General features: G+C 54.7%; 8 protein-coding genes. 5 read left to right on the forward strand and 3 right to left on the reverse strand.

Annotation, left to right across the window (positions count from 1 at the left end; genetic code table 11):
* Positions 1–363 precede the first annotated feature (363 nt).
* The 5 genes from QW379_07205 (at position 364) to QW379_07225 (ending at position 8,175) form a co-directional block, all read left to right on the forward strand.
* Positions 364–1,719: an Lrp/AsnC ligand binding domain-containing protein gene (locus tag QW379_07205; GenBank protein ID MEM2870189.1), complete on the forward strand. Its 1,356-nt coding sequence runs from the start codon at positions 364–366 to the stop codon at positions 1,717–1,719.
* A gap of 76 nt (positions 1,720–1,795) precedes the next feature.
* The gene (locus QW379_07210) at positions 1,796–3,730 is read left to right on the forward strand and encodes an aconitate hydratase (protein MEM2870190.1); all 1,935 of its coding nucleotides are present in this window, start codon (positions 1,796–1,798) and stop codon (positions 3,728–3,730) included.
* Between the two features lie 13 nt (positions 3,731–3,743).
* Entirely contained in the window at positions 3,744–4,967 is a 1,224-nt protein-coding gene (locus tag QW379_07215) for an NADP-dependent isocitrate dehydrogenase (GenBank protein ID MEM2870191.1), read from the forward strand.
* Between the two features lie 55 nt (positions 4,968–5,022).
* Positions 5,023–6,300, forward strand: a complete 1,278-nt coding sequence (locus QW379_07220) for an ATP citrate lyase citrate-binding domain-containing protein (protein MEM2870192.1) — start codon at positions 5,023–5,025, stop codon at positions 6,298–6,300.
* Positions 6,301–8,175, forward strand: coding sequence for a citrate/2-methylcitrate synthase (locus tag QW379_07225; protein MEM2870193.1), 1,875 nt, complete (start codon positions 6,301–6,303; stop codon positions 8,173–8,175). It begins immediately after the preceding gene.
* Positions 8,176–8,230: 55 nt separating this feature from the next.
* On the opposite strand, the gene QW379_07230 is transcribed toward QW379_07225, so the two are convergent.
* Genes QW379_07230 through QW379_07240 form a run of 3 tightly spaced genes read right to left on the reverse strand, consistent with a single transcriptional unit; the run spans position 8,231 to position 13,255 of the window.
* Positions 8,231–11,848 carry a hydrogenase iron-sulfur subunit gene (locus QW379_07230; protein ID MEM2870194.1) on the reverse strand — a complete coding sequence of 1,206 codons (3,618 nt, stop codon included), beginning with the start codon at positions 11,846–11,848 and terminating at the stop codon, positions 8,231–8,233.
* Complete coding sequence (locus QW379_07235) at positions 11,832–12,371, reverse strand: 2-oxoacid:acceptor oxidoreductase family protein (protein ID MEM2870195.1); 540 nt, start codon at positions 12,369–12,371, stop codon at positions 11,832–11,834. The genes QW379_07230 and QW379_07235 overlap by 17 nt, the downstream gene beginning before the upstream one ends.
* Positions 12,371–13,255: a thiamine pyrophosphate-dependent enzyme gene (locus QW379_07240; GenBank protein MEM2870196.1), complete on the reverse strand. Its 885-nt coding sequence runs from the start codon at positions 13,253–13,255 to the stop codon at positions 12,371–12,373. Before QW379_07240 ends, QW379_07235 begins: the two co-directional genes overlap by 1 nt.
* Between the last annotated feature and the right edge of the window lies 1 nt (position 13,256).

The following is a 13,256-nucleotide window of genomic DNA, read 5'->3' on the forward strand; positions in this document are numbered from 1 at the left end:
TATGTACTACCCTGACCCTTGGGTAATTGCAGGGCTTTGCGTTCATGTTATATCAAGATCCGTAAGGCCCTGCCACGCGATTAACCTTTCTCTCGGTCGTCAGGGGTTGGCCGACTAAATGGCAGTATTATCTATCAAGAGCCTGCGTTGGAACTCTGTCCACAGGTAACCACCTGTGCGAGAGCGGCTGGGTTTTCCGTGCAAGCATGTCAGGACAAGTCATGGCTCCTACTTGCTAGAGGAAGAAGTATTTACCAAAAAATTAGTAGCAGAAGCCTGATAATAATAATTTATTTATAGGGAAAATGGATTAATGCAGCCACGATCCCGGTCAAGGGAGAGAGTCACGGGAGAGATGGTGAAATGTTACTCTGCCTCAGATTGTATCCCAAGGGCGGGCTTGGAGAGCTATGGAAGCTGATCGAGGCTCAGAAGCGCAACCTTTTCTCGGAGGGAGTCATGCCTCTCTTCGCCCAGCAGATGGAGGGGCGGGAGTACATCGGTATCAACATGGACGTCCAGAGGCTGGAGCTCATCCAGAGCGTTTTTCTGAAGAACATCGGCACGATGATCTCCGTCGACCGGACCAAAACCATTCCGCTTATTCATCCCGTGTTCTTTCCGATGCCGAGAGGCCACCCCAGGAATCTCGAAAGGTATCAAGTGTTTCTTAAAGTTTCACCCGATAAGTACGACGAGGTCAAAGAGCTTCTCATGAGCCTGGACTATCCGAAGGACATCGTCCTGACATACCTCTCCTTCTCCTTCGGAGATGACGACATTATTCTGTCTTTCCTCGCTCGTGACCGCGAGAGCATAACGAAGTTCGTGAATGATAGAATCAGGACAATAGATGGGGTCGAGGCGTTCGAAATCGCTCGAGTTGTGAAACTCCTCAATCTCTGCCCCGAGGACCAGCTCTCTGCCTACAACTCCCGTTTCCTCTTCTCGGTCCCGGCCGGGAAGAAGGGGAGGATGCGCAACCCGAAGGCATACGCTAAATATATCGCCGAACGCTCAACAAGCACGGTGATTGTCCGTCTCTTTCCCAAGAAGAGCCTGGAGGAGCTCTGGAAAGAAATCGAGAGAGAGATGCCCAGACTGGAGACAAAAGAGGTGGTACCTCTTTACGCTTCACAGCAGGAGGCAAAGGGCTGGGTGGCGGTAATCTTTGAAACACAGAACCTAGAGGCCCTTGGAAAGTGCATCATCTCCAAGCTGCCCCGCGTCCTGAGCATAAACAAGACAAGAACGATTCCCATGGTCGAGCCCACGTATTTCCTTCTTCCCAAGAAGCATCCGAAGAACCTGAAGAGATATCTCGTGTCTATCAGAACCGACCCAAGACATTACCAGTCAATATATTCACAGTTGATCAGCTACCCCTACCCCCCCTCGACTTATCTGACCTATATCACCTATACCCTGGGGGACGACGATATCCTCCTTTCCATCCTAACGGATCGATATGAGACAGCAGAGGAACTCACTAAAAAAGTCGCGGTGCAGATAGAGGGGATAAAGTCGTATGACCTGTCCTCCCAGGTAAAGACCAAGCGCCTGACCTCCAGACGGCGATGGGAGGAACATCTGAGCCTCTTCCTGTCGAGCTATGATAAAATCCATCAGAGGGAGCTGGACAGGAATTACCAATGGCCCGAGGACTTTTACGAGCATGCAGCTCTCACGGGAGCTTTCAAGCACGACCTTGAGGACTGAACTACAGGATAGTGAAGGGAGCCTTTGTGGATCACTATCATGATGGGAATCAAGCAAAAATGAACGGGGTGAGCGAATGGGCAAGAGCCTGACGCAGAAAATCATAGAGGAGCATTTAAAAGTTGGGAAGTGGGCGCCGGGAGAGGAAATCGGAATCAGGATTGACCAGACTCTCACGCAGGACGCCACGGGCACTATGACGTATCTGCAGTTCGAGGCAATGGGTCTGGAAAGAGTCAAAACAGACCTCTCGGTGAGTTATGTGGACCACAACACAATACAGGTTGGCTTTGAAAACGCTGATGACCATCGCTATCTCCAAACGGTGGCCGCGAAGTATGGAATCTATTACTCCCGCGCCGGGAACGGCATATGCCACCAGGTCCACCTCGAGCGCTTCGGGAAGCCGGGGACCACCCTCCTCGGTGCCGATAGCCACACGCCGACCGGGGGCGGCTTGGGCCAACTCGCAATAGGAGCCGGCGGTCTGGATGTTGCACTAGCAATGGCGGGCGAGCCGTTCTACTTGACATGCCCCAATGTGGTGAGAATAAATCTGAAAGGGAAGCTGAAGCCCTGGGTGAGCGCAAAGGATGTGATACTGAAGGTGCTCGAAATATTCACAACAAAAGGCAACGTGGGAACGGTCTTTGAGTACTGCGGACCGGGTGTCGAAACCCTGACGGTCCCGGAGAGAGCTACTATTACAAACATGGGGGCGGAGTGCGGCGTTACAACCTCGATCTTTCCTAGTGATGAGAGAACGAGGGAGTTCCTAAGAGCTCAAGGTAGGGTGAAGGACTGGAAGCCACTTGCCCCAGACACGGACGCGGAGTACTCCAGGACAGTTGACATAGACCTCTCGGAGCTTGTGCCCCTTGCGGCCACTCCCCATAGCCCTGGGAACATAACGACCGTGAAATCGTTAGAGGGGCTTGAGGTCAACCAGGTGTGCCTCGGCTCCTGCACCAACTCATCATACAGGGATCTGATGACGGTTGCGAGAATTCTGAAAGGGAAGAAGGTCCACCCCAACGTGAGCTTTGTCATCGCCCCGGGCTCGAGGCAGGTCCTACAGATGATAACCAAGGACAGCGGCCTCCAGACCCTACTCGCAGCTGGAGCGCGACTCGCCGAGAACGCCTGCGGGTTCTGCATAGGCAATAGTCAGTCCCCGCAGTCCGCTGGCGTCTCCCTGAGAACGAGCAACCGCAACTTCGAGGGGAGGTCCGGGACAAAGGACGCAAAGGTCTACCTAGTGAGCCCCGAGACCGCGGCGGCCGCAGTGATCACTGGTAAGGTCACAGACCCAAGAGAGCTAGGAATTCGCTACCCAGTGGTTAAAATGCCCCAGAGGTTCATTATCGACGACTCAATGATTCTCCCGCCCTCAGCGGAGCCTGAGAAGGTAAAGATATTCAGGGGCCCGAACATAGGAGAGCCGCCAAAGAGCGAGAGGCTCCCAGAGGACATAAGGGCGGCGGTGACCATCAAGGTCGGGGACAAGATAACCACCGACCACATCATCCCCGCCGGCGCGAGGATGAAGTACAGGTCAAATGTGCCTGAATATTCGAAGTACCTCTTCGAGGTGGTGGACCCGAAGTTCTACGAAAGGGCGAAGGCGAACAGGGAGAGGGGGCTCTACAACATCATCGTTGGCGGGGTGAGCTACGGCCAAGGCTCATCTAGGGAGCATGCCGCGATGTGCCCGATGTTCATGGGGGTCAAGGCAGTCATCGCCAAGTCCTTCGAGCGAATTCACAGTGCCAATCTCGTCAATTTCGGCATTCTGCCCCTCACATTTGTCAATGAATCAGATTACGATAAAGTGGCACAGGGCGACGAGCTCGAGCTACTTGGTGTCCGGGAGAAGCTAAAGGCAGGGAAGCCCCTGCTCGTGAGTGACAAGACAAAGGGCTTCGATTTCGAGGTCAGCTACGAGCTGAGCGAGAGGCAGAAGGCGATTGTTCTGGCGGGAGGGACCCTTTCGTTCATCAAGAGCAAGTAGGCAGGTGGGACCAATGGTGAATAAAATCGAGGTAAAAAACCCAATAGTCGAGATAGACGGTGACGAGATGACCAGAGTCATGTGGAAGATGGTGAAGGAAAGGCTCCTCTTGCCCTACCTCTCCATGAAGCTGGAGTACTACGACCTCGGGCTGAAGAAGAGGGACGAGACTGACGACAGAATAACTCTTGAAGCCGCGGAGGCTATAAAAAAGCACACTGTGGGCGTCAAGTGCGCCACAATCACCCCGGACAAGAACAGGGTCAAGGAGTACAACCTGAAGCGGGAGTACAAAAGCCCCAATGCCACCATTAGGGCAGCCCTCGACGGGACGATATTCAGGGGACCAATACTTGTCAAGAATATACTGCCGGCGGTCAGGAAGTGGAAGAAGCCGATAATAATCGGCAGGCACGCGTACGGCGATGTGTACAAAAATGCAGAGATAAGGGTCCCTGGGCCTGGGAAGGGGGAGCTGGTCTTCACTCCCAAGAAGGGAGGGGAGCCGATAAGGATGACCATTCATGACTTCGATGGCCCTGGAATACTCCAGGGCATCCACAACACCGACGCCTCAATTCAGAGCTTTGCCAGGGCGAGCTTCCTCTACGCTCTCGACCAGAAGGTTGACCTCTGGTTCTCGGTCAAGGACACAATCTCAAAGACCTACGATGCGCGCTTCAGGCAAATATTCCAGGAGGAATATGAGAAGAATTGGAAGCAGAAGTTCGAGGCTGCGGGTATAACCTACTTCTTCACACTCATAGACGACGCCGTAGCTAGGATAATGAGGTCCGAAGGGGGACTGCTCTGGAGCGTGAAGAACTACGATGGCGATGTGATGTCGGACATGCTGGGCTCGGCCTACGGAAGCCTAGCCATGATGACCTCCGTGCTCGTCTCGCCGCACGGGTATTTCGAGTACGAGGCAGCGCATGGAACGGTTCAGAAGCACTACTACAAGTATCTGAAGGGCGAGAAGACCTCCTCCAACCCGATGGCGCTGATATTCGCCTGGACCGGGTGCCTGAAGAAGAGGGGCGAGCTCGACGGTACCCCAGAGGTTGTGGAGTTTGCGAAGAAGCTTGAGGAAGCATCCATCGAAACAGTGGAGAGTGGCATTATGACAGGGGATCTGATAAAGGTGGCCGAGCCAAGCCCCCACAACAAGCAGGTCTACACGGAGGAATTCATAGAGGCGATAGGCCAGAGGCTGGACCGGAAGCTGGGGGTGTGATGGTGGGAATCAGGGTCTGAGACTTGAGCGTTGATAAAAAGGAGAGGGTGGTTGTATGGCTCAGAAGGCGATAAGGGAAGCGGACGGAAAAAAGATGATGGCCAGGCTACTGAAGGACTACACCGGCGGCAAGTATGCCCTCGAGGACAAATACATCAAAATCGGACCCGAGACCGACCTTGAAAATGTGCCGGTGGAGAACCCTTGGGTCAAGACCGAGAAGCTGGTGGTCAAGCCCGACCAGCTCATCAAGAGGAGGGGAAAGAGCAAGCTCCTTCTCCTAAACGCGACTTGGGAGGAAGCTAAAAATTGGATAAAGGAGAGGATGGGGAAGGAGATAACCGTGAGCAATGTAACTGGGGTTCTGGACCACTTCATCGTCGAACCCTTCATTCCCCACAAAGAGGAGGACGAGTACTACGTTGCCATCGTCTCCGTGAGGGATGGCGACACCATCATGTTTTACCACCAGGGTGGAATCAACGTAGGCGATGTGGACGCCAAGGCCGAGAAATGGATGGCGCCGATAGACACCTTCCCGACCGCAGAGGAGATAGAAAAGAGACTTCTGGGCAAAGTCCCGAAGGAGAGAAGGGCCCTCCTAGCCGGCTTTATCGAGGGTCTCTTCAAGTTCTACGCAGACCTGAACTTCGCCTATCTCGAAATCAACCCGATAGTGGTCGTGGGGGACAAAATCTATCCCCTTGACCTAGCCGCGAAGCTGGACGACACTGCGGAGTTCGAGAGCGGGGAGAAATGGGGCCCAATCGAGTTCCCCTCGCCCTTCGGCAGAACTCTTTCGAAGGAGGAGGCCTACATTGAGGAGCTGGACTCTAAAACAGGAGCCTCGCTGAAGTTGACGGTTCTCAATCCCAAGGGCAGAATCTGGACGATGGTTGCGGGCGGAGGAGCGTCGGTAATTTACTCGGACACGATTACAGATCTGGGCTATATGCATGAGATGGCAAACTACGGGGAGTACTCCGGAGACCCGAACGAAGAGTTCACGTACCTCTACGCGAGAACAATCCTCGACCTGATGACCCGCGAGCCCAACCCGAAGGGCAAGTATCTCTTGATAGGGGGCGGCATCGCCAACTTTACTGACGTGGCAAACACATTTAAGGGAATCATTCGGGCCCTGAAGGAGTACAAACAGAAGCTGATCGAGAATAAGGTAAAGATATACGTCAGGCGCGGCGGGCCAAATTATCAGGAGGGGCTGAGGATGATGAGGGAGCTTGGCAACGAGCTCGGGGTTCCTATCGAGGTATATGGACCTGAGACCCACATGACTAAGATAGTTTCAATGGCTCTGAAGGAGGGAAGCTGAATGGTCGAGGCAGAGGCGCAGCAGGTGAGCGGGGTGAAGGCCAAGACAAGGCCAGATTATGTCCTCTTCGACAGGGACACCCAGGCCTTTATCTATAACATGCAGGTGAACGCGGCCCAGAGGATGCTGGACTTTGACTATGTGGCCCGCAGGCCCACGCCCTCCGTGGCGGCGCTCATAGACCCCACAGGCTCCGATGGCTACCAAAGATTCTTCTTCGGAACACAGCAGATAATGATTCCGATCTACAAGTCGCTGAAAAGGGCGGCAGAGAAGCATCCGAACGTGGATGTGGTGATAAACTTTGCGTCCTTCAGGTCCGCCGCTCCTTCGACGGAGGAGGCCCTGAACATCCCGCAGATAAGAACGGTGGTAATAATTGCGGAGGGCGTCCCTGAAAGGAAGATGAAGCACCTAATAGCACTTGCAAAGAGACTCAACAAGGTGATTATCGGACCTGCAACGGTCGGTGGCGTGGTGGCCGGTGCTTTCAAGATAGGCAACACTGGTGGAATGCTGGACAATATCATCGAATCAAAGCTCCACCGGCCGGGCTCCGTGGGGTTCGTTTCGAAGTCAGGTGGACTGAGCAACGAGTGCTACAACATCATCGCCCGCAACACCGACGGCCTCTACGAAGGAATGGCGATAGGTGGGGACCGCTACCCCGGGACCACACTTCTCGACCACCTACTCAGGTACGAGAAGAACCCCGAGATCAAGATGCTAGCGGCGCTCGGAGAGGTCGGCGGAGTGGACGAATATGACATCGTCGAGGCTCTGAAGGACGGAAGGATAACCAAGCCGCTCGTCATATGGTGCATCGGCACCTGCGCCAAGGCCTTCAAGACCGAGGTCCAGTTCGGGCACGCGGGGGCCAAGGCGGACTCGCTCCGGGATACCGCGGACGCCAAGAACGCAGCGCTAAAGGCGGCTGGGGCGATCGTGCCCAACTCGTTCGACGACTACGGCGATAAAATCAGGGAGGTCTACGAGAATCTCGTGAAAAAAGGAGTCATAGTCCCAAGGCCCGAGCCGCCCGTCCCGAAGATACCCGTGGACTATGCCGTGGCCCTGAAGACTGGAATGATTCGCAGACCGGCCAACTTCATCTGTACGATATCGGACGACCGTGGAGAAGAACTTCTCTACGGCAACATGAAGATATCTGAGGTCATAGAGAAGGACATCGGCATCGGTGGGGTGCTGAGCATCCTTTGGTTCAAGCGCCTCTTCCCTAAATATGCCACGAAGTTCATAGAGATGGTCTTGATGATAACAGCGGACCACGGGCCTGCGGTCTCTGGCGCCCATAACACTATAGTGGCGGCCAGGGCGGGCAAAGACCTCATATCTTCTCTAGTCTCGGGGATGCTGACCATCGGCCCCAGGTTCGGAGGGGCAGTGGACGGCGCGGCCCAGATGTTCTCTAGCGCCTTCGACAGAGGCCTCACGCCAAAGCAGTTCGTGGATGAAATGAAGGCCAAAGGCGTGAATATACAGGGTATAGGCCACCTTGTGAAATCCATACACAACCCAGATGTGAGGGTCACGCTCATCAAGGGCTACGCAAAGAAGCACTTCAAGGCCACGCCGATTCTGGACTACGCCCTCGAGGTGGAGAAGATAACCACGGCCAAAAGGGACAACCTTATCCTGAACGTGGACGGCTGCATAGGCGTGTGCTTCGCAGACCTGCTTAGGAACGAGATGGGCAAGGAGGAGGCGGATGAATACATCAATATGGGCGCGCTGAACGGCCTTTTCGTGCTCGGGCGCAGCATCGGCCTCATGGCGCACTACCTCGACCAGAAGAGGCTCAAGCAGGGCCTGTATAGGCATCCGTGGGAAGACATCCTCTATCTTAAGGAGTAAGGTGACCCTAGGGGGGAGGGAGCAGGGAATTCGCCAATCCCCATTCAATATAGCGCTACTTCCGGTAGGGGTTAGGTCCTAGCTCCTTTACCTCCTGCACCATCTCCCGCATGACCTCGGCAAACCGCTGGCCCTCCGAGGCAGATATCCATTCCAGCCTGAAGCGCCCTTCCTCGAGGCCCAGGTCCTGAAGCATCAGTTTGATTGCCTCGGCTCTCTGGGCCGCCTTTTTATTCCCGTCCAGATAGTGGCAGTCGCCCGGGTGACAACCGCAGATGATGACCCCGTCCGCACCGGAGGTCAGGGTCTCGATGACGAAGTTGGGGTGAATCATTCCGGAACACATAACCCTGATGATGCGAACATTTGGGGGGTACTGGAGCCTGGACACACCGGCCAAGTCGGCGCCGGCGTACGAGCACCAATTGCAACAGAACGCCACTATGCGGGGCTCGAAGACCTCCGGGGGCGGCTCCACGCACCTCTCTATAGCAGCTTTGGCCTGAGCCATTATCTGATTATAGGCGAATCCTTTCACATACACCCCCTGCTTGGGACAGGTCGCCATACACACCCCACAGCCTTTGCATATCGCCTCATTGACTTCCACTATCTTCTTGGTCTGGCCGTCCCTCGTTATCTCCTTCAGCGTTATTCCTTTGAATGGGCAGGGGTCCACACAGTAGGCGCAGCCGTCGCACTTGGTGGCATCAACATATGAAACATTTCCAGAGAGCCTTATCTCCCCTTGCATTATGGGAATGGCGGCTCTGGAGGCTGCGCCTTCGGCCTGGGCAATCGTGTCCGCGAGGTTCTTGGGGTAGTGGGCGCTGCCGCATATGTAGACCCCATCCGAGGAGAAGTCCAGGGGCCTGATTTTGGCATGGGCCTCGGTGAAGAAGTTGCCCAGCCCCGCGGGGACCTTGAAGAACTGCTTGATCTGCTCCGTGGCGACGTTGCCCTCGGTCTCGGCCGTCAGAACCACAAGGTCCGCCGGTAGGATATATTCGTCGCCGTAGACCGCGTCAACCACTTTCACCTTCACATTTCCTCTTGCGTCAACCTCGACTTCCGGTCCCATCTCGGGTAGGTAGCGGATAATTTTAACCCCATACTTCTCTATGACATCAGCGTAGTACTCTTCCTCTTCCTTCCCGAAGACTCTGATGTCTCTGTAGAGAAGAGTTATCTCAGCACCCGGATTGTGCTGACTCAGCAGCTTTGCATTCTTTATCGCCACTCCACAGCCGATGCGGCAGCAGTAGGGTCTCAGCTCGTCCATGGAGCCTGCACAGTTTATCACCACCACGCTCTTCACTTTCGGCACGTTCTCCTCTTTGAGCATTCGTTCGAGCTGGAGCTGGGTGATTATCTTTGGGCTCTTCCCGTATGAATACCTCCCTTCCAGATCTATCTCTTTAAACCCAGTAGCGATAATGGCCGTTCCGAACTCGAGCACCTTCTCTCCCATCGGCGTTCTTACCCGGGCTTTGAAGTTTCCAATGAAGCCCTCAACGTCCAGTAACTCCGACTCAGTCAGAACGGTGATCAGCCTCTCCTTTCCCACCCTCACCTTCAGCGGTTCTATTATATCAGAAGCTTTGATGTCCATTGGGAAGAGCGAGTGGAGGTCGTTCAGGTTCCCGCCGAGCTCTTTGTTTTTCTCGAGAATAATCGACTCTATACCCATCTCCGCGAGCGCCAGCGCAGCTCTCATGCCAGAAAGGCCGCCACCGATAACGAGAATTCTGGGGGTGACAGGCACGCTCCTCTCTTGGAGCGGCTCGAGCATTGCCGCCTTGGTCACCGCAATCCTGACCAGGTCCTTCGCCTTCTCCGTCGCTTTATCTGGCTCGTGGGAGTGGACCCAGGAACAGTGGTTGCGGATGTTTGCCATCTCGAACAGGTACTTGTTCAAGCCCGCCTGGACCAGCGTCTCCTGAAAAAGAGGGCCATGGGTACGGGGGGAGCAGGCCGCCACAACGATTCGATTCAGAGCCATTTCATTTATCTTCTCCTTTATTTTCTTCTGGACGTCTTGGGAGCAAACGAACATGTCGTGGTCCGCGAAGACAACATTTGGAAGAGTCTTTGCATATTCCGTTACAGCAGCCACATCGAGGTAGCCAGCGATGTTTTTACCGCAGTGGCATATGAAAACTCCTATGCGGGGCGGCTCCCCGACCACGTCCCTTTCAGGGGGCAACTCAGGCCGGGCGGCCCTCTTTCTTCTCACAATCGGAACTATCGCTCTGGCGGCGGCCCCGCTGCCCATCGAGACGCTATCTGGAATGTCCTTGGGACCCTGGTTGCAGCCAGCCAAGAATACTCCCTCTCTTGTGGACTGGGTAGGGTTGGAAAGAATATCGGCTGACCTGAAGAACCCGCTCTCGTCCACCTCGATTTCCAATATCCTAGCCAGCTTTCGGTTGTCCTTGGAAGGAACGATGGCCGTGGAGAGAACCAGCAGGTCAACCGTTTTCTCCCTGAGCTCTCTTGTATGTGTGTCAAGATAGCGAACAGTTAAGCTCTTGTCAGGGTTCTGGTAGACAGAGGAGGGCCGGGCCCTGATGAAGTTCACCCCGAGCTTTTTCGCATTCTCGTAGTATTGCTGGAAGTCCTTTCCGAAGGCCCTCATGTCCATGTAGAATATCGTGACGTCCGTGGAGGGGTCGGCTTCCTTCGTTATTGAGGCTTCTTTGGTTGCGTACATGCAGCAGACGCGGGAGCAGTAGGGGAACCCCAGCTGCTTGCTCCGGGAACCGACACACTGTATCCAAGCTATCGACTTCGGTTTTGCGCCATCGGAGGGCCTTAGAATCTTGCCTTCGGTTGGTCCGAAGGAGGATAGCAGCCTCTCGTATTGCATGGCCGAGATGACGTTCGGGTACTTTCCGTAGCCGTACTCCCTCCTCATCTCGAGCGGCTCGAAGAGCTCGAAGCCTGTGGCGACGACTACGCTTCCGATATTGACCTCGATATCCTCCGACTTCTCGAGGAAGGATATCGCCTTGGGCTCGCATACCCTCTCGCAGGAGCCGCATCCCGTGCAATGCTCGTAATCTATTGTGTAGACGATTGGCACAGCCTGCGGGAACTCGATGTATATGGCCTTCCTCTTCGAGAGTTTCTCATCGAAGGGATTGATAACCTCCACAGGACAGACGGCCGCGCAGTCTCCGCAGCCTGTGCACCTCGACGGGTCGACGTATTTGCTCTTCCTGAAAATGTGAGCCGTGAAGTTGCCCACCGCCCCGTCTAGCTTAGCAAGCTCAGCATAGGTTATGAGTGTGATATTAGGATGCCTCGCGACCTCTACCATCTTTGGGGCGCAGGTGCATATCGAGCAGTCGTTCGTCGGGAAGGTCTTGTCGAGTTTGACCATGTTGCCCCCAATGGTCGAGGACTTGTCTATCACGATTACCCTGAAGCCCTTGTCGGCGATGTCTATGGCCGCCTGCATTCCCGTGATTCCGGCGCCCACAACAAGCACATCGCCCTCGAGGATTTTCTTCTTTCTCCGGAAAGACATCTCCGAAACAATTCTAGGAGTGGTCTCAAACCTCGGCGTGGCGTCGAGGTGTTTCAGCCTCTCGGGCAGCTCGACGCAGTAGTCCTCCTCAAAGGGAACGTCCTCGTAGTAGCGCCAGATTATCTCACTCGGCCCTGGCATTCAGTCCTGCCTCCAGCCCTTTCTCGAAAGCCTGTAAATTCAGCTCAGCAAACCGTTTTGGAACGCTGTCTAGTACAGCTTTCCTTACGGCGTCTGGTTCTAGCAATTTATATACCCCAGTAATCCCGCCGACCATGGCGATATTTGTCACTATCTTGTTGCCTAGGCTCATGGCTATTCTCTGTGCTGGTATCTTGTATACGCCCCTCCCTATGTCATGCTCTGGAACTAGGTCCGGCTCAACGATGACCACAGTGTCGTTCCTTATGTCTTTCTTATAGGTGTTGAAGGCCTCCTGGGCCATTGCGACAAAGAGGTCCAAACTCGTGGGTCTCGGATATCCTATCTTCTCGTCGGAAATAATGACCTCCGCCCTTGCGGCCCCACCTCTAGCCTCCGGGCCGTAGGACTGGCTCTGGACGGCGTTATAGTTGGAATAGACGCAGGCGGCCTTCCCCAGAATCACCCCGGCCAGGATTATTCCCTGTCCCCCGAAGCCGCTGATGCGTATCTCTTTCCTCATTACTTACCCTCCTTCGCCCACCTTGCATCGTCTTCCGCTATCAATCTCTGGATGAGCCTGTCGTTCCTCTCGAAGAAGCCCTCTTTCCTCACATTCTGGAACACCCCGATTTGGAACTTGCCCCTGACCATCTCCTTTTCCTCCTCCGTACCGTAGGTCATTATCCTCTCGTAGTCCTCGACAAGAATTGAGTGCTCCTCGTACCACCGCCAAAGCACGTCCACATCTCCCATCTTATTATTCCTTCCAAAAGCGGTGGGGCAGGGGGACATAAGCTCTATGAGAGCGAAGCCCTTGTTCATTATCCCCTCCTTGATTGATTTGATTGGCTGGTATGGGTAGTGAATGGGCCATCTTGCCACGTATGCCGCGCCCAGTGCCTTGGCGAGCTCACAGATGTTGAAAGCGTCCTCAATATTGCCGTAGGGTGCAGTTGAGGCGATACTTCCCAGTGGGGCGGTCGGAGCCAACTGGCCTCCTGTCATCCCATAGATGAAGTTGTTCAGCAGGATGACGGTGATGTCTATATTCCTCCGCGCGGCGTGGATGAAGTGATTCCCGCCTATGCCGATCCCGTCACCATCACCCGTAAACACGATAACGGTTAGGTCGGGGTTGGCCGCTTTCAGGCCGGTGGCGAACGCAAGCGCCCTTCCATGAGTGGTGTGGAGGCCGTCGGCGTTGAGGTAGCCCGGAATTCTCGAGGAGCAGCCGATTCCCGAAGCGAAGGCGACTTTGTCCATATCGAGTCCTAACTCATCAATGGCGCGGAGAACATAGTCTATGGCAGAGCCGTGGCCACAGCCAGCACAGAAAATTGTCGGCAACATTCCCTTGCGCAGGTATTTCTGCCTCAACTTCTCACCATCAATGATATCGGTCATT

The sequence above is a fragment of the Thermoplasmata archaeon genome (assembly GCA_038851035.1).
Classification (GTDB): Archaea; Thermoplasmatota; DTKX01; order VGTL01; family VGTL01; genus JAWCLH01.